General features: G+C 69.2%; 19 protein-coding genes. 12 read left to right on the top strand and 7 right to left on the bottom strand.

Annotation, left to right across the window (positions count from 1 at the left end; translation table 11 throughout):
- Positions 1-74: 74 nt before the first annotated feature.
- The 3 genes from ACO07Z_RS00285 to ACO07Z_RS00275 all read left to right on the top strand — a co-directional run bounded on the left by ACO07Z_RS00285 (position 75) and on the right by ACO07Z_RS00275 (position 3612).
- Entirely contained in the window at positions 75-1760 is a 1686-nt protein-coding gene (locus ACO07Z_RS00285) for an L-lactate permease (protein ID WP_421696855.1), read from the top strand.
- A gap of 66 nt (positions 1761-1826) precedes the next feature.
- Positions 1827-2963 (top strand): alpha-hydroxy acid oxidase, encoded by a 1137-nt coding sequence (locus ACO07Z_RS00280; protein ID WP_244377895.1) that lies wholly within the window; start codon positions 1827-1829, stop codon positions 2961-2963.
- A 73-nt stretch (positions 2964-3036) separates the two neighbouring features.
- Entirely contained in the window at positions 3037-3612 is a 576-nt protein-coding gene (locus ACO07Z_RS00275) for a LysE family translocator (RefSeq protein WP_421696854.1), read from the top strand.
- Between the two features lie 9 nt (positions 3613-3621).
- On the opposite strand, the gene ACO07Z_RS00270 is transcribed toward ACO07Z_RS00275, so the two are convergent.
- A complete protein-coding gene (locus ACO07Z_RS00270; protein ID WP_421696853.1) occupies positions 3622-4131 on the bottom strand; it encodes a YcgN family cysteine cluster protein in 510 nt (169 codons plus the stop codon).
- A 170-nt stretch (positions 4132-4301) separates the two neighbouring features.
- Between ACO07Z_RS00270 and ACO07Z_RS00265 the strand changes: the two genes are divergently transcribed.
- The 3 genes from ACO07Z_RS00265 (at position 4302) to ACO07Z_RS00255 (ending at position 7743) form a co-directional block, all read left to right on the top strand.
- Positions 4302-6524, top strand: a complete 2223-nt coding sequence (locus ACO07Z_RS00265; protein ID WP_421696852.1) for a transglycosylase domain-containing protein — start codon at positions 4302-4304, stop codon at positions 6522-6524.
- A gap of 72 nt (positions 6525-6596) precedes the next feature.
- The gene (locus ACO07Z_RS00260; protein WP_421696851.1) at positions 6597-7187 is read left to right on the top strand and encodes a DUF1214 domain-containing protein; all 591 of its coding nucleotides are present in this window, start codon (positions 6597-6599) and stop codon (positions 7185-7187) included.
- Positions 7188-7197: 10 nt separating this feature from the next.
- Complete coding sequence (locus ACO07Z_RS00255; RefSeq protein ID WP_421696850.1) at positions 7198-7743, top strand: DUF1254 domain-containing protein; 546 nt, start codon at positions 7198-7200, stop codon at positions 7741-7743.
- A gap of 11 nt (positions 7744-7754) precedes the next feature.
- On the opposite strand, the gene ACO07Z_RS00250 is transcribed toward ACO07Z_RS00255, so the two are convergent.
- Complete coding sequence (locus ACO07Z_RS00250; protein ID WP_421696849.1) at positions 7755-7937, bottom strand: hypothetical protein; 183 nt, start codon at positions 7935-7937, stop codon at positions 7755-7757.
- Between the two features lie 144 nt (positions 7938-8081).
- Between ACO07Z_RS00250 and ACO07Z_RS00245 the strand changes: the two genes are divergently transcribed.
- Positions 8082-9182: a DUF2336 domain-containing protein gene (locus ACO07Z_RS00245; RefSeq protein ID WP_421696848.1), complete on the top strand. Its 1101-nt coding sequence runs from the start codon at positions 8082-8084 to the stop codon at positions 9180-9182.
- Between the two features lie 23 nt (positions 9183-9205).
- Here ACO07Z_RS00245 and ACO07Z_RS00240 read toward each other — a convergent pair whose 3' ends face one another.
- Together ACO07Z_RS00240 and ACO07Z_RS00235 are read right to left on the bottom strand one after the other, a co-directional pair.
- Complete coding sequence (locus ACO07Z_RS00240; RefSeq protein WP_421696847.1) at positions 9206-9553, bottom strand: DUF1491 family protein; 348 nt, start codon at positions 9551-9553, stop codon at positions 9206-9208.
- 5 nt (positions 9554-9558) lie between these two features.
- Complete coding sequence (locus ACO07Z_RS00235; protein ID WP_421696846.1) at positions 9559-10227, bottom strand: peptidoglycan-binding domain-containing protein; 669 nt, start codon at positions 10225-10227, stop codon at positions 9559-9561.
- A gap of 201 nt (positions 10228-10428) precedes the next feature.
- Here ACO07Z_RS00235 and ACO07Z_RS00230 point away from each other — a divergent pair, with 201 nt between their 5' ends.
- Together ACO07Z_RS00230 and ACO07Z_RS00225 are read left to right on the top strand one after the other, a co-directional pair.
- Positions 10429-10983 carry a DUF5330 domain-containing protein gene (locus tag ACO07Z_RS00230; protein WP_421696845.1) on the top strand — a complete coding sequence of 185 codons (555 nt, stop codon included), beginning with the start codon at positions 10429-10431 and terminating at the stop codon, positions 10981-10983.
- Positions 10984-11054: 71 nt separating this feature from the next.
- Entirely contained in the window at positions 11055-11489 is a 435-nt protein-coding gene (locus ACO07Z_RS00225; protein ID WP_421696844.1) for a SufE family protein, read from the top strand.
- Here ACO07Z_RS00225 and ACO07Z_RS00220 read toward each other — a convergent pair.
- On the bottom strand, positions 11486-12031 hold the full coding sequence (locus tag ACO07Z_RS00220; RefSeq protein WP_421696843.1) for a DUF6456 domain-containing protein: 546 nt from the start codon (positions 12029-12031) through the stop codon (positions 11486-11488). The genes ACO07Z_RS00225 and ACO07Z_RS00220 overlap by 4 nt on opposite strands.
- Positions 12024-12401 carry a helix-turn-helix domain-containing protein gene (locus ACO07Z_RS00215; protein WP_421696842.1) on the bottom strand — a complete coding sequence of 126 codons (378 nt, stop codon included), beginning with the start codon at positions 12399-12401 and terminating at the stop codon, positions 12024-12026. Before ACO07Z_RS00215 ends, ACO07Z_RS00220 begins: the two co-directional genes overlap by 8 nt.
- Before the next feature lie 194 nt (positions 12402-12595).
- Between ACO07Z_RS00215 and ACO07Z_RS00210 the strand changes: the two genes are divergently transcribed.
- Entirely contained in the window at positions 12596-12916 is a 321-nt protein-coding gene (locus ACO07Z_RS00210; RefSeq protein WP_421696841.1) for a hypothetical protein, read from the top strand.
- A 37-nt stretch (positions 12917-12953) separates the two neighbouring features.
- Here the strand turns inward: ACO07Z_RS00210 and ACO07Z_RS00205 are convergent, their stop codons facing one another.
- Complete coding sequence (locus tag ACO07Z_RS00205; RefSeq protein WP_244377917.1) at positions 12954-13376, bottom strand: MucR family transcriptional regulator; 423 nt, start codon at positions 13374-13376, stop codon at positions 12954-12956.
- Between the two features lie 366 nt (positions 13377-13742).
- On the opposite strand from ACO07Z_RS00205, the gene msrB reads away from it, so the two are divergent.
- Both msrB and ACO07Z_RS00195 read left to right on the top strand, forming a co-directional pair.
- A complete protein-coding gene (gene msrB, locus ACO07Z_RS00200; RefSeq protein ID WP_421696840.1) occupies positions 13743-14180 on the top strand; it encodes a peptide-methionine (R)-S-oxide reductase MsrB in 438 nt (145 codons plus the stop codon).
- Positions 14177-16279 carry a S9 family peptidase gene (locus ACO07Z_RS00195; protein WP_421696839.1) on the top strand — a complete coding sequence of 701 codons (2103 nt, stop codon included), beginning with the start codon at positions 14177-14179 and terminating at the stop codon, positions 16277-16279. The genes msrB and ACO07Z_RS00195 overlap by 4 nt, the downstream gene beginning before the upstream one ends.
- Positions 16280-16282: the final 3 nt, after the last annotated feature.

The raw sequence follows: 16282 nt of genomic DNA, 5'->3' as shown, positions 1-16282 counted from the left end.
TGGCGCGGCAAAGGCCGGGCCCAATCCGGCAAAAGCGGACCCAACCGCACATGTCCATCCCCGGAGAAACGCCCGTGACCTGGAATCAAGTCTATGATCCGTTCGGCAGCATGGCGCTGTCGACGCTGTTCGCCGCTGTGCCCATCGTCGTCATGCTCGTCGGCCTCGGCTTCCTGCATATGAAGGCGCATGTCGCGGCCTTTGCCGGGCTTGTCGCCGCCTTTGTGATCGCCGTCTTCTTCTTCGGCATGCCCGCGGAGAAGGCGGGCCTCGCCGCCGGTTACGGCGCGGCCTATGGGCTGATGCCGATCGGCTGGATCGTGCTCAACATCATCTTCCTGCACCAGCTGACGGAAGCCAACGGCTCCTTCACCACGCTGCAGCATTCCATTGCCGGCATCACCGGCGACCGTCGCCTCCAGCTGCTGCTCATCGCCTTCTCCTTCGGCGCCTTTTTCGAGGGCGCGGCAGGCTTCGGCACGCCGGTGGCGGTGACGGCGGCGCTGCTGATCGGGCTCGGCTTCTCGCCGCTCGCCGCTTCCGGCCTCTCGCTCATCGCCAACACCGCGCCGGTCGCCTATGGCGCGCTCGGCACGCCGGTCATCGCGCTGGCGGCGGTAACGGGGCTCGACCTGCTCGACCTCTCGGCGATGATCGGCCGCCAGCTGCCCTTCTTCTCGCTCATCGTGCCGTTCTGGCTGATCTGGGCGTTCGCGGGCTGGCGCGGCATGCTGGAGATCTGGCCGGCGATCCTGGTTTGCGGCATCACCTTCGCCGTGCCGCAGTTCCTGGTCTCCAACTTCCATGGGCCGTGGCTGGTGGATGTGGTCGCCGCCATCGTCTCCATGGTCAGCCTGGTGCTGTTCCTGCGCGTCTGGCGGCCGAAGACGATCTGGACCTCGACGGCGCTGAAGGGCCGGCAGGGCAATGACGGCTCGGACGATGTGGCGGCCAAGGCCAAGATCGACCCGTCCCTCAGCCAGCGCCCGTCGACCGGCGATCTCGTGAAGGCCTGGCTGCCCTGGGCCATCCTCACCGTGTTCGTCTTCGCCTGGGGCGTCCCGCAGATGAAGGGCTGGCTCGACGGGATGTTCATCCAGAAGATTCCGTTCGAAGGTCTGCACAACCTCGTCTTCAAGGTGCCGCCGGTGGTGGCGACCGCACATCCCGAAGCGGCGGTGTTCACCTTCAACATCCTGTCGATGACGGGTTCCGGCATCTTCGTGTCGGCGGTGATCGCCGGCCTGCTGATGGGCTTCTCGCCGGTGGGTCTGGTGCGCATCTATGGCCGCACGCTATGGAAGGTGCGCTTCTCGCTCGCCACCATCGCCATCATGCTGGCGCTGGGCTTCCTCACCCGCTACTCCGGCCTCGACGCCACGCTCGGCCTCGCCTTCGCCACGACCGGGCCGTTCTACCCGCTGTTCGGCACGCTGCTCGGCTGGCTGGGCGTCGCGCTGACAGGGTCGGACACCGCCTCGAACGTGCTGTTCGGCGGCCTGCAGAAGATCACCTCCGAGCAGCTCGGCCTGTCGCCGACCCTGATGGCGGCGGCGAATTCCTCGGGCGGCGTCATGGGCAAGATGATCGACGCGCAGTCCATCGTCGTCGCCTCCACCGCCACCGGCTGGGTGAACAAGGAAGGCGTGATCCTGCGCTACGTGTTCTTCCATTCCATCGCGCTGGCGGTGCTGGTGGGCATGCTGGTGACGCTACAGGCCTATGTCTGGCCGTTCAGCAACCTCGTCATTCACCATTGACGCCGGCGGGGGGAGGCGTATCAGCCTCCCCTCACATCATGACCTAACGGCAGAAGGAGCGCGCGCATGGCGACCGTCACCAACATCCAGGACCTGCGCGCCATCGCGATGCGCAAGGTGCCCCGCGCCATCTTCCACTATGCCGACCGCGGCTCCTATGACGAGACGACGCTGCGCGCCAACAAGGCGGACCTTGCCGCCATCCCGCTGCGGCAGCGGGTGATGATCGACGTGTCCGACCGCTCCACCGCCACCACCATGATCGGCGAGAAGGTGGCGCTGCCGCTCGCCATTGCGCCCACCGGCCTCACCGGCCTGTTCCATGGCGACGGCGAAATCCATGGCTGCCGCGCGGCGCAGGCGGCGGGCATTCCCTTCACCCTCTCCACCATGTCGATCTGCTCGATCGAGGATGTGGCCGGCGCGGTCGACAAGCCGTTCTGGTTCCAGCTCTATGTGATGCGCGACCGCAAATTTTCGGAATCGCTGATCGAGCGCGCCAAGGCGGCGAAGTGCTCGGCGCTGGTGCTGACGCTCGATCTGCAGATTCAGGGCCAGCGCCACATGGACATCAAGAACGGCCTCGCCGTTCCCCCGAAGCTGACGCTGGCCAATGCGCTCGACATCGCCACCAAGCCGCGCTGGATCGCCAGCGTGCTGATGGGCAAGCGCCATTCCTTCGGCAATCTCGCCGTGCGGCAGGAAAGCGACAGCCTCTCCACCCTGTCGCAGTGGATCGCCGGTCAGTTCGACCCCTCCCTGTCGTGGAAGGATGTCGAATGGGTGCGCTCCATCTGGCCGGGCAAGCTCATCCTCAAGGGCGTGCTCGATGTCGAGGACGCCAAGATCGCCGCCGCCACCGGTGCCGATGCCATCGTGGTGTCGAACCATGGCGGGCGCCAGCTCGACGGCGCCGTCTCCTCGATCAAGGCGCTGCCGAAGATCGTCGACGCCATTGGCGGCGGCCGGAGTGAAATCTGGTTCGACGGCGGCGTGCAGTCCGGCCAGGATATTCTCAAGGCCCGGGCGCTCGGCGCGCAGGGCTGCATGATGGGCAAGGCCTTCCTCTGGTCGCTGGCGGCCGGCGGCCAGGCCGGCGTGGCCAAGGCGATCGAGATCATCCGCAAGGAACTCGACGTGTCGATGGCACTCACGGGCGTCAAGGACATCGAGCAGGTCGACCGGAGCGTGCTCGCTCTGTGAGCGGCGGGCCGCTGCAGGACGCGTAAGCACTGCCCCCGATGCCGCCCCGCCGGCGCTCGGCTAGACAGGTGGCATGACCGATCCGCTCCTGTTTGCGCTGGCGGTACTCGCCTTGCTCGCCACTCCCGGACCGACCAACACGCTGCTGGCCACGGCCGGCGCGTCGGTCGGGCTGCGGCGTGCACTGCCGCTGCTGCCGGCGGAAACTGCCGGCTATCTCATCGCCATCGTGCTCATCGGCACCGTGCTCGGCCCGGTCGTGGCCGGGGCGCCCGCCTTCGCGCAGGTACTGCGGCTCATTGTCGGCGCCTATTTGATGCAGGTCGCGTGGAAGCTCTGGCGCGGCGCCGATCTAACGGCGGCCGGCGGCGCGATCACGCCCGGGCGCATCTTCGTCACCACGCTGCTCAACCCCAAGGCCATCGCGTTCGCGCTCGGCATCGTGCCGCTACAGAGCGAGGAGGCGCCGCTTTATCTCGCGGCCTTCGCCATGCTCTGCGCCAGCGTCGCGCTCGGCTGGATCAGCGTCGGCGCGCTGCTCGGCCGCGCGGCGCAGGCCAAGGGGCGCGGCGCGCTGGTGCCCCGCCTCGGCGCGGCCATTGTCAGCGCCTTCGCCGTGCTGCTGGTGAGCGCGCCGCTGCTGCGCTGACGGAGCGGCCTACGCGTCCTTCGCCTTGCGCCGCACCGCGCCGCGCGGCAGGCGCAGCGGCCAGCGCACCATGTGGTCGACATAGTCTTCCAGCGGCAATTCGTCCTCCAGCGCCGCCACCTTGCCCCGCACGGAAACGCCGGCGGCATGAACGGTCTCGCGATCGCCGGAGACGAGATGGTGCCACCAGTAGAGATCGCGCCCCTCCTCCACCAGCCGGTAGCCGCAGGACGGCGGCAGCCAGTCGAGCGCACGCACCGTCTCCGGCGTCAGCCGCACGCAGTCGGGCACATGCTTCTGACGTTCAGGATAATTGCGGCAGCGGCAGTTGAAGTCGTCGAGCAGCTGGCAGCCAATATCAGTATAGGCGATCGCCTCGGTATCCTCGTCCTGCAGCTTGACGAGACAGCAGCGGCCGCAGCCGTCGCACAGGCTTTCCCACTCCTCGGCGGTCATTTCCTCAAGCGTCTTGCGGCGCCAGAACGGGGCCGCCGCGAGGGTGGTCGGATCGTCGTGCATCGGTCGGAAAAGTCCCGCAGGCTCGGGCGCCGGCACACTTCACGAACCGGCAATCACTCCTTAGATATCCTCGCGGCCGCGCCGTGGCGAGCCTTGATGCTGCCCTCGTCGCGCGGCAAGGGGTCGGTTATAAGAGCAGGCGGGGCTCGCAGGCCCCCTGGAGCATGGGCTTGAACGACACGCCGTCCGACCATTCCCCGCAGGAAACGCCCCGGGAGCCAGCCTCCGGCCAGCGTCCGCCCTCGGCGTTCCGCCGGCGGTTGCGCCATGTGCTGCTGGCCATCGATTCCTGGATCGATTCGTCGATCTATTCCGGCGGCGTGAATCTGCGCTCGGGCTGGGACAGCTTCGTCGCCTTCACCGAACGCTTCAATGTGCAGGGCCCCGCCCGCTATGCCATCGCGCTCGGCTCCGAGGCGATGACCTGGGGCGCGGTGGGCGCGGTGCTGATGCTGGCGCTGGCGGTGCCGGCCTTCCAGGAAACCTCGGACGACTGGCTGAAGCGCGCCGAGCTGTCCGTCACCTTCCTCGACCGCTACGGCAACACGATCGGCGAGCGCGGCATCCGCCACAACGACACGGTGCCGCTGGAAGAGTTCCCCGATCACCTCATCAAGGCGGTGCTCGCCACCGAGGACCGGCGCTTCTACGAGCATTTCGGCATCGACATTCCCGGCACCTTCCGCGCCGTCCTGTCGAATGCGCGCGCCGGCGGCGTGGTGCAGGGCGGCTCCTCGCTGACCCAGCAGCTGGCCAAGAACCTGTTCCTGTCGAATGAGCGCACGCTGGAGCGCAAGATCAAGGAAGCCTTCCTGGCGCTGTGGCTGGAGTTCCACCTCACCAAGAACCAGATCCTCAAGCTCTATCTCGACCGCGCCTATATGGGCGGCGGCGCCTTCGGCGTGGACGCAGCGGCGCAGTATTATTTCGGCAAGTCGGCGCGCGACGTGAACATGGCGGAGGCAGCGATGCTGGCCGGCCTGTTCAAGGCGCCGTCGAAATTCGCCCCCCACATCAATCTGCCGGCCGCGCGCGGGCGCGCCAGCGTGGTGCTCGACAATCTCGTCGATGCCGGCTTCATGACCGAGGGCCAGGTGTTCGGCGCCCGCCGCAACCCGGCGACACCCGTCGACCGCAAGCAGGACGACCTGCCGGAATATTACCTCGACTACGCCTTCGACCAGGTGAAGCAGATCGTCGAGACGCTGCCCAAGACCTATGCCGAGCGCTCCTTCATCGTCCGCACGGCGCTCGACCCCAACATCCAGAAGGCTGCCGACACCGCCATCCGCGACAGCCTGCGCCAGTTCGGCAAGGATTATGGCGCGAAGCAGTCGGCCATGGTGGTGATGGAGCCGAACGGCGCGGTGCGGGCGATGGTCGGCGGGCGGGACTATGGCGAGAGCCAGTTCAACCGCGCCACCGACGCGCTGCGCCAGCCCGGCTCGTCCTTCAAGCCCTTCGTCTACACGGCGGCGCTGATGACGGGGAAGTACAAGCCGAGCACCATCGTCGTCGACGGGCCGATCTGCATCGGCAATTGGTGCCCGCAGAATTACGGCCGCTCCTATGCCGGCTCGATCACCCTCATCAACGCCCTCACCCGCTCGCTGAACACGGTGGCAGTGAAGCTGGCCGAGAATATCGGCCGCGGGCGCATCGTCGATCTCGCCCATTCCATGGGGCTCAAGACCGAGCTCAAGATCACGCGCGCCCTGCCGCTCGGCGCCGCCGAGGTGACGGTGGTGGACATGGCCACCGCCTATTCCGTCTTCGCCAATGGCGGCTATTCCGTCGACGCGCATGCCGTGGTGGAGATGCGCACGCCCAATGGCGACCCGGTGTGGAGCTTCGCCCAAAACGGCCCGGCGCCGAAGGAACTGATTCCGCCGGACATCATCGCCATGATCAACCCGATGCTGAACAGCGTGGTGGAAAACGGCACCGGCCGGCGCGCCATGATTCCCGGCACCAAGGTCTCGGGCAAGACCGGCACCACCAATGCCTATCGCGACGCCTGGTTCGTCGGCTTCACCGGCAATTATGTCGGCGCCATCTGGTTCGGCAATGACGACTATCAGTCCACCCGCAAGATGACCGGCGGCTCGCTGCCGGCGATGACCTGGCAGAAGGTGATGGCCTTCGCCCATCAGGGCATCGAGATGAAGCCGACGCCCGGCCTCGGCAACCAGCCCGCCCCGGTGCTCGACGGCGCAGCGGCGCAGGCCTCCGCGCTGCAGATCGACGGCGTGCAGCGTCCGGTGACGCTGTCGCCGGCCTCGGCGGCGCGGCTGATGGACCTTTCCGCCCGCCTCGGCGAGGCGGCGGCCGTGCCCCCGCCCCGGCCGAGCGCCGCCGCTTCGCCCGGCACCAGCCTGGTAGGAAGCAACTGACCCGTCGCGATTGACCTTCCCGCCGCAAGCGCCCATCCATGGGCGCCCCGCTCCACCGGAGAGCTTCTGCCTGTGCGCTCCCTGCTGTTCCTCCTGATCCTGGCCATCGGCGCCGTCGTCGGGCTCGGCCTGACCTGGGTCACCACGGTCAATGGCTACGGGCCGGGTCTGGTGCGCTCGGGCCCCTGGGAGACCTGGCCGCGCGCTGGCACCGAGACCGCCGACCCCTATGCCCGCGCCGCCCTCGCCCGCGCCGGCGAACTCCCGCTGGAACTGGCGGACGGCATTGCCTTCGTCGCCGCCACCGATTCCGCTGGCCGGGCGCTCGACGGGCGCTGCGACATCCGCATCTCGGGCAGCCTGCCGCAGGCGCGCTTCTGGACACTCACGCTTACCGACGCGCAGGGAAGGCTGATCGACAATGCCGCCGAGCGCAGCGGCTTCACCAGCGCGGAGGTGGTGTGGAATCGCGACGGCACGCTCGACGTGGTGCTGGGGCCGCGGGCGCGTGCCGGCAACTGGCTGCCCACTGGCGCCCGCGACCGCGTCACTCTCGCCTTCCGCCTCTACGACACGGCGGTCGGCCTCGCCAACCGCACCAGCGACGCTCCCGAAATGCCCCGCGTCGTCACCGAGCACTGCCCCTGGGAGCGCAGCTCATGAGCCCGCGCCGATGAGCCGTTTCATTCTCGCCGCCCTGGCCGGCCTCGTGCTCGGCCTCATCGTGCATCTTGGCGCCGTGCTGGTGCTGCCCTATCTCGCCGAACGCGACGCCTATGCGCGACTTGCGGCGCTCGCGGGTCCGAACGAGGTGGTGCCGGTCGAGGATCCCTCCGACCTCGGCGCGGTGCTGCCATCCACCGATCCCGCCTTCATCTCGGCGGTCTGCCTCTACGATCTCACCGGGGGACCGCTGAAGGTGCGGGTGCCGACAACGGAAGACTACACCTCGGTGTCGTTCTACACCCGCTACGGCCTGCCTTTTTACGCCATCAATGACCGCTCGGCCGGCCGTTCCATCATCGAGCTGGATCTGATGAACGCCAAGCAGCGTGCGGCGCTGCCGGAAGACGACGAGGTGACCGCCGCCGACCGGCTGATCGTCGAATCACCCAGCGAGGAGGGCATCGTGCTCATCCGCGCCTTGGTGCGCGAGCGCAGCGCCCGCGACGAGGTCCGCGCGCGCATGCAGCTGGCCAATTGCGCGCCAGCGGCCTGAATCGGCTGGCTTCAGCGTGGCTCGCAGGCGGCGCCGACGGCCGCCGTCGCCGGGGGCCGGACATATTGCACCACGGGCAGAATGATCACCTTGGCCGGGGTATCGGACAGCCCTTTCAGGCTTACCGGCCTGCCCTGCGGCGCCACGCTCGGCTGCTGCGCCTTCACTGTCGGAAACGGCACTAAGGCACCCATCGCGCCCTCCCCTGTCCCGCCAAACGGCATGGGCCCAGTACGGAACAAGCATGGTTAACGGCTTTCTAACGTTCGCGGGCTAATTTGGTTTCGCGCCCCCGTTCGGGTCGGCGCGACGTGCCACATGCGAGCTGTCCGCCTGCCATGCCCTCTCTCTCCGGTTCCGGCCCCACATCTGCGCACGACACGGCGCGCCGCCCGTTCCAGGACACGCGGCCGGCGATGTTGCGGCTGCTGGTGCGCGAATTCCTGCGCCAGCCGGTGCCCGGCGAAGCGGCGGAGGCCCGCTTCACCACGCTCGCCATCCGTCTGATCGAAGGGGTCGATCTCGCGGTGGCGGCGCGCCATGTGCGCGAACTCGCCGCCCATCCCGCGCTGCCGCGCGCGCTCGCCCGCCACCTCGCCGCCGGGCCGCTGTCGCTCGCCGGGCCGATCCTGCGCCTGTCCCCGGTGCTGGGGGAAAAGGATCTCAGCGAACTGGCCGAGCAGCTCGGCCCCGCCCACCTCGCCGCCATGGCCGCGCGGCGCGAAGTGACCCCGGCCCTCGCCAAGCGCCTCGCCGAGCTCACCCATCGCCGCAGCCACGTCTCCGACCCGGAGAGTGCGGGCGAAGCGGCGGCGGCGGAAATACCCGCCCCCCTTGCCGACGAACGCCCCGCCGCTCCGCCGCAGGTCGCGCCGGTGGACGTGCCCGCCACGGAGCCGGCGCCGCTGCCGGTGCCGGAGTTCTTCCTCGCCGGGCCGGAGGAGCGCGCCAGCCTCATCGCCCGGCTCGTCACCCTGCCGCCGCTGGCCCTGTCCGAACGGCCGACGGCAGCGGCGGCGGGCTTCATCGACGAGTTGCTCGACGCCGCCAAGGCCAAGGATGCGCGCGCCCTCGCGTCGCTCATGGAGCGCGCGCTGCATGTCACGCCGGAGAATGCCGCGCGCATCATCGCCGACGAGACCGGGCAGGCGCTGGCCGTGGTCGCCCGCGCCCTCGGCCTGTCCTTCGCCATCCTCTCGCGGGTGCTGTTCCGGCTTCACCCGGTGGCCGGCCGTTCGGCCGGCGAGATGGCGCGGCTGGCAGAAATGTTCGACGAGCTGCCCCTCGCCAGCGCCCAGCATCTGGTCGCCTCCTGGCGCCCCGGAAGGCGCCCGCAGCGCGAGCGCACGGAAGAGGCCCCGTCCATGCGCAGCTTCAACGCGCCTTATGCCACCGCAGCGACCACCGCCTCGACTGAGGGCCGCCAGCGCAAGAGCTGAGATGGGCTGAAAAGCTGAGCCGCTCAGTCGGCAGCCAGATCGAGGAAGCAGCGCCCGGCGCGGTCCTCGATCTCCACCAGCCACAAATCCGAATCATAGCGCGCCTCGCGCGCCATACGCGCCTCGGCCTCGCTCTCCGGGCTGCCGGGCGGCACCAGCGGGGTGAAAAGCCGCACGCCCTCTTCCTGCGGCGCGGCGTCGAGCGAGGGCAGCGCCGGGCCATAGAGCGCGGCCTTGCCATCCTGCGTCGCGACGATGACGAACACCGCGCCCGCCTCTTCCGCCCCGCGTCGGCGCACGGCGGCGAAGGCGCCGGCGCCATTGGCCCGGCGCAGGAGGGCGGACACGAAGATCCCGCTTTTCAGCCGCATGGCGCTTACCGGATGGTGAAGCCGGAGACGGCGGTCAGCTCGCGGATCACCCGGTCGGACATCTGGCCCGTCACCGGCAGGCGGCGGTCGCGCTCGAAACGCTGGATCGCCTCCTCGGTGGCGGCGCCGAAAATGCCGTCGATGCGGATCGGGCCATAGCCGAGACGCGCCAGCGCCTTCTGAATATCCATCACGCGCGGCGATACCGGCACGTCGCCCGGCGGCAGCAGATCGGCGGGGGACGCGGCGGCCTTCTCCGCCATCGGCGCGGCGGGGGCGGCGGCCGGCGCTGCGCGCGGGACGGCGGGTTTGGCCGGGGGCACCGGCGTCGCCACCGGCGCGGGCACGGCGTCGAGCGGCAGCGGCGCAGCAGGAGCGGTGACGGAAGCGGCGGGCGGCGCGGCGGGTGTCACGGCCGGCGACGTCGAGGTGGGGCGCGGCGTGTTGACCTGGCGGATATCGGGCGCGGCCGTCGCGCTCCGGCTTGCGGTGCCCGGCCGGCCCTGCTGCAGCGCCAGCGCGTTGAACAGCACGGCGGCACTGGCACCGGCGGCGAGAACGAGCATGAACAGGTCGGAGCGCCGCCGCCCCTGCCGGTAAGGGCGCCCCGCGACGCGCTCGCCGTGGAGGTCGATATCGTCCACCAGAAGATCGCTGGCATAGGAACGGGGCATGGAACCGTGTTCTGGAAATCCGAATCGAAGGACACGCGGCGCTGTGGGGAGACAGTGCCATGCGGGGCTTAAGCGAACCCTAAAAGCCCGCCGCGTGCTTAACATCGGCTTTCCACGAAGCCGCAATTTCGCGGTTTTTCGACACAGCTTGGGCAACCCGGAGCCTTTATCCTCCCGCATGAGACTCCCGCGAGACCGCCCATGTTTTTTTTGCTGCGCATCGGTTTCTGGCTCACCGTCGTTTTCCTGCTGCTGCCCGCCGTGGTCGGCGGGCCGGCTTCGCACGCGCCGGGCAACGGACCGGCGGCGACCGGCGCGGCGACCACGGGCGACCCGAAGGTCAATGCCTTCGACGCGCTCTCGGCTGCCAGCGCGGCGGCGGCGGATGCGGGTGGCTTCTGCGGCCGCCAGCCGCAGGCCTGCGCCATCGGCGCCAGCCTGATCCAACTGATCGGCGAGCGGGCCGAGGCCGGCGCCCGCTTCGCGCTGAGCTATCTCTCCGACCAGATCGTGGAGGAGAAGCGCAAGGCGGCCGCGCGCGCCAATGGCGGACGGGCCGGCGATACGCTGACCACTCACGACCTCAGCCCCGCCTGGCAGGGCCCGCGTCCCCCGGCCGGCATGGCCCCCGCGGAGCGGACCGGCGCCGCCACCCCGGCCCCCACGGCGGCCCCGCCGAGCGCGGCTCCCGCCGCCCCGGCCGCATCCGGCGGGACATCCGGCGGGGTGCCGCTGCCGCCGAAACGCCCCGCCTGAGCGGCAAAGCGGCCCCGTGCGCATTGCGCTCGGCCGCCCCGCGCCCCTATATGCGGCCGGAGAGGCGCGTGATGACATCCAAGATCGACAGCATCATCGAGGACTTCGAGCTCCTCGATAATTGGGACGACCGCTACCGCTACCTCATCGAGCTGGGGCGCGCTCTGCCGCCCTTTCCGGAGGAGCAGCGCAGCGACCGGTTCAAGGTTCAGGGCTGCGCCAGCCAGGTCTGGCTGGTGAGCGAGCCCGCCGGCGGCGCGGACGATCTCCGCCTCGCCTTTCATGGCGATTCCGACGCCCATATCGTGCGCGGCCTCGTCGCCATCCTGCTCGCCTTCTATTCGGACCGCACGGCCCGCGACATTCTCGCGGCGGACCCCGGCGCCGTGTTCGCGCGCATCGGCCTCAAGGACCATCTGACGCCGCAGCGCTCCAACGGGCTGCGCTCCATGGTCGAGCGCATCCGCGCCGACGCCCGCGCGGCGCTGGAAGGCGCGGCCGCCTAATCCTTGCCGGCCGGTGGCTCCGGCGCCTTCCAGGCGCGGGTGCGGGCGCGCGCCGGCCCCTGCGCCGCCGCGCTGAGCCCATAGTGCCGGGCCAGCCGGTCGAGCCCCAGCGCCAGCACCACTTTGGCGGTGCGCGCGGGCCAGAGGCGTTCCTGCTCCACCTGTTCCAGACCTTTCAGGAAGCAGCAGACATCGACCAGTAGGCCGGAGAATTCCGGCCCCACCGCCTCCATCGCCCGTCCCACGCGCTGGCGGGCGGCGAGCATGGCCTCGGAAGCGTTGAGCCCGGCGCCGCCGCCGGCGCGGTCGGTGCGCGTCACCGCGTCCCAATTGGCGGTGAGCCGCGGCGCCATGCCGGCACGGGTGAAGTCCGCCCGCAGCCGCTCCCCGGCGATGAGTTGGACCGGCGCGATGAAGCTGCGGCCGTCGCGCCCGCGCCGCCGCGCCAGCCAGCCGAGCGGGCTTTCGTCGAGATCGACGGCGACGGCGCGGCGCACACCGTCGATCTCCACCTCGATATGGTCGATGTGACGCTCAGCCATGGGGGCCTCCCGCCGGTTGCGCGCCGGCGCCTCCGGGGGACGACAGGCGCCGCGCATCCTCTTCCAGCGCCGCGACCCAGCGGTCCCAGCCGGCGCTCTCGCGCCGCTCCTCGATGCGGCGGCAAGCATGGGCGACGGTGGAGCGGTGCCGGCCGAAGCCGGACGCCACGCGGCTCATCGACAGGCCGAGCCCGACATGGGCGAGATACATGGCCAGGGCGCGGGCGGAGGCGCAGCGGCGATCCAGCCGGCGCGGATGCAGCACGTGTGGCAGCGGAATGGCGGTGGCATCCGCCGCGAGCCGGGCCGCGAGCAGGCACGGCTCGGCTGTCGGCCGCACGGATGGCGGGGAGGCAGGGGGCACAGGCATGGGACATCTCCGATCAAGGAATTAAAGCCTATTATCGGACTCCTGACCTGACAAGAACAAAAGATGAACACACCTTGCGAACGTCCCGACTCGATCATGCTGTGAAGGCGAGAAGGAGCGGCGGAGCGCGATAGGATTTCTATCCGCACCCCTTCGCCACCGGCGATACTCGCGCTGGTAGAGCGAGGTTCCCCATGCGATCGCAACCGTCCCAGCCCCTTGAATCGAACCGTCCTGCCGCCGCCGGCCGCCGCATCCGCGCCGCGCGCTGTGAGGAGCGCGACGCCGTCATCGCCCGCCGGGCCGCCGCGCTACGGCCCTTTCTTGGACGTGGCAGCGAAGAATGCCGCACGGTGCTGCGGCGCCTGTTGCGCGCCGAGCGCCGCGCCGCCGGCTCGGGCCTCGGCTATGATGCCGCCCGCCACGCCGCCTTGGCGCGGCTGCTCGCGGAGCTGGACACGCCGCCCCGGCCCACCGCCGGCGCGCGCAACGAAAAAGGCCGCCACCCGGGGTGACGGCCTTTCACGTCGATTCGCACTGGGACGGCGCGGTTCAGCCCGCCGTGCTGCGCCGGCGCTGCTGGCCGAGGCCCATTTCCTTCGCCAGCGCCGAACGGGCGGCGGCGTAATTGGGTGCAACCATGGGGTAGTCGGCCGGCAGGCCCCACTTCTCGCGATACGCCTCGGGGGTGAGGTTGTACTGCGTGCGCAGATGCCGCTTGAGCGACTTGAACTTCTTGCCGTCCTCCAGACACACGATGTAGTCGGGCATCACGGACTTCTTCGGCGGCACGGCGGGCTTCAGCGGCTCAACCACCGTCTCCACCTCGCCCTTGTTCACGCGCTGCAGAGCGCCGTGCACTTCCGCAAGGAGGGTGACAAGTTCATTGGCCGAGACCGCATTATTGCTCACATACGCCGAGACGATATCGGCGGCGAGTTCGATATAGCTGTCGGCGTCGTTGATATCGCTCATGATACATTCTTCAATACAAGTTGCAGAATTCTCGTGCAGTCCCCGATCGCGGCACACCGACGATAGTTGTACGTCAAAATACGTCATCTTTTGACGTATTCGCGCGACAGGCAACCACAAGGACACAGATAAACTTGAAAACGCTCGCCGACAAGGTTTTTCGAGCAGCCGGGGCGCAATGCCGCGTGCAATGCGGAACACCACGGAGGCTGTCACCCGCCTGTCGCAAGCTCAGCCAAAGCGTAAGCGCGCGGCGACGCGCCGCGCCCGCCGGCGATCGGCCAGGCAAAACTTCGTGAAGGGCGAGAACACTTGCCGCTGCTCGCCACAGCGATTATCTCATCGGAAAACCTCAAGGATTTTCCCATGGACCAGATCTCTCGCCGTCCCCGCGTGGTGAAGTCGGACGCGGAGTGGCGTGCCCAGCTCACGCCGGAGCAGTATCGCGTCACGCGCGGCCACGGCACCGAGTGCGCCTTCAGCGGCCCGCACCTGGCACAGAAGGAGCCGGGCCTCTACCGCTGCGTGTGCTGCGAGGCGCCGCTGTTCCGCTCCAACGCCAAATTCGAATCGGGCACAGGCTGGCCGAGCTTCTTCCAGCCGGTCGATGAAGAGGCGGTCAGCGCCTATCACGACCATTCCTATGGCATGCACCGGGTCGAGGTGCGCTGCGCCAGCTGCGACGCTCATCTCGGCCATGTCTTCCCCGACGGCCCGCCCCCGACCCGCCAGCGCTTCTGCATCAATGGCGTCGCCCTCGCCTTCGAGGCCGATGATGCGGCAAGCGAAGGAGCGAAGGCGTGAGCACCGACACCGCCGCACGCCCCTCTTCCACCCACACGCCGCTGGTCCGCTCGTTCCACGGGCAGACGTTGAGCGACCCCTATGCCTGGCTCCGGGCGGAGAACTGGCGCGAGGTGATGCGCGACCCCGCCCTGCTTGCCCCCGACATTCGCGAGTGGCTAGAGGCCGAGAACGCCGGCGCCGAGGCGTGGCTCGCCCCCCATGCCGAACTGCGCCGCCAGCTGGTGGCGGAAATGCGCGGCCGCATCAAGGAGGACGACGCCTCGGTGCCGTCCGCCGATGGTCCGTTCGCCTATTTCACCCGCTTCCGCGAAGGCGGCCAGCATCCGCTCATCTGCCGCCGCCCGGCCGGCGCCATCGCCGGGGAAACCGTGCTGCTCGACGGCGACGCGCTGGCGGAAGGCAAGGCCTATTTCCAGTTCGGCGACGCCCGCCAGTCACCCGACCACCGCCTCTATGCCTGGACCGCCGACGAGGCGGGCTCGGAATATTACACGCTGCGCATCCGCGACATCGACGCCGGCACCGACCTGCCCGATGCGGTAACCGAGACCACCGGCGACGTGCTGTGGAGCGCGGATGGCGCCTATCTGTTCTATATCCGCCGCGACGCCGAGCATCGCCCGAGCTTCGTCTACCGCCACCGGCTCGGCACCGACTCGGCCGAGGATGTGCTGGTCTATGAAGAACCGGACAAGGGCTTCTTCGTCTCGCTCGGCCACACCCAATCGCGCCGCTTCGGCCTCATCTCCTGCGGCGATCACGACACCAGCGAAGTCTGGCTCCTCGACCTCGACGCCCCACTTGAGGCCCCCGTGCGTGTCGAGCCGCGTAAGGCCGGCCTGCGCTATGGTGTCGAGCACCATCCCGCGCTCGACGGGGTGGAGAGCCTGATCATCGAGACCAATGCCGACGGCGCCGAGGATTTCAAGATCGTCGCCGCCCCGCTCAGCACGCCCGGCCGCGCCCACTGGCGCGATCTGGTGCCGCACAAGCCCGGCCGCCTGCTGCTGTCGGTGTGCGTGCTGCGTGGCCATCTCATCCGGCTGGAACGGGAAGACGGGCTACCGCGTCTCGTCATCCGCGCGCTGGCAGACGGTGCCGAACATGCCGTCGCCTTCGCCGAGGAGGCCTATTCGCTCGGATTCGATCCCGGATTCGGCTTCGACAAGACCGAAATCCGCTTCACCTATTCCTCCATGACCACCCCTTCCGAGGTGTGGGATTACGATGTGGCGAGCCGCGCCCGCGTGCTGCGCAAGCGCCAGGAGGTGCCCTCCGGCCACGATCCCAAGCGCTATGTCACAAGGCGGCTGATGGCGCCGGCGGCGGATGGCGAGCTTGTGCCGGTGTCGCTGCTCTACGCTGCCAACACGCCGCTCGACGGCAGCGCCCCGTGCCTGCTCTATGGCTATGGCGCTTACGGCGTCTCCATGCCCGCCAGCTTCTCCGTCTCGCGCCTGTCGCTGGTGGATCGCGGCTTCGTCTTCGCCATCGCCCATATTCGTGGCGGCACGGAGAAGGGCTGGCGCTGGTACCGCGAGGGCAAGCTGGCGAAGAAGACCAACAGCTTCACCGATTTCATCGCCGCCGGCGAACACCTCATCGCCGAGAAGATCGTGGCGCCGGACCGCATCGTCGCCCATGGCGGCTCGGCCGGCGGCATGCTGATGGGCGCGGTGGCGAATATGCGGCCCGACCTGTTCGCCGGCATCGTGGCGGAAGTGCCCTTCGTCGACGTGCTCAACACCATGCTCGACGACACCCTGCCGCTCACCCCGCCGGAGTGGCCGGAATGGGGCAACCCGATCACCGATGCGCAGGCCTTTGCCACCATCCGCGCCTATTCGCCCTATGACAATGTGACGGCGCAGGACTACCCCGCCCTCTTCGCCCTGGCGGGGCTGACCGACCCGCGCGTGACCTATTGGGAACCGGCGAAATGGGTGGCGAAGCTGCGGGCGACCAAGACCGACCGGCGCCCGCTGCTGCTGCGCACCAATATGGAAGCCGGCCATGGCGGCGCCTCCGGCCGGTTCGACCGGCTGGAGGAAACGGCGATGATCTACGCCTTCGCGCTCGCCACCGCCGGGCGCTGACGC

The organism is Ancylobacter sp. (assembly GCF_965229075.1).
GTDB lineage: Bacteria > Pseudomonadota > Alphaproteobacteria > Rhizobiales > Xanthobacteraceae > Ancylobacter.
This window is presented reverse-complemented; position numbering and strand designations above follow the sequence as displayed.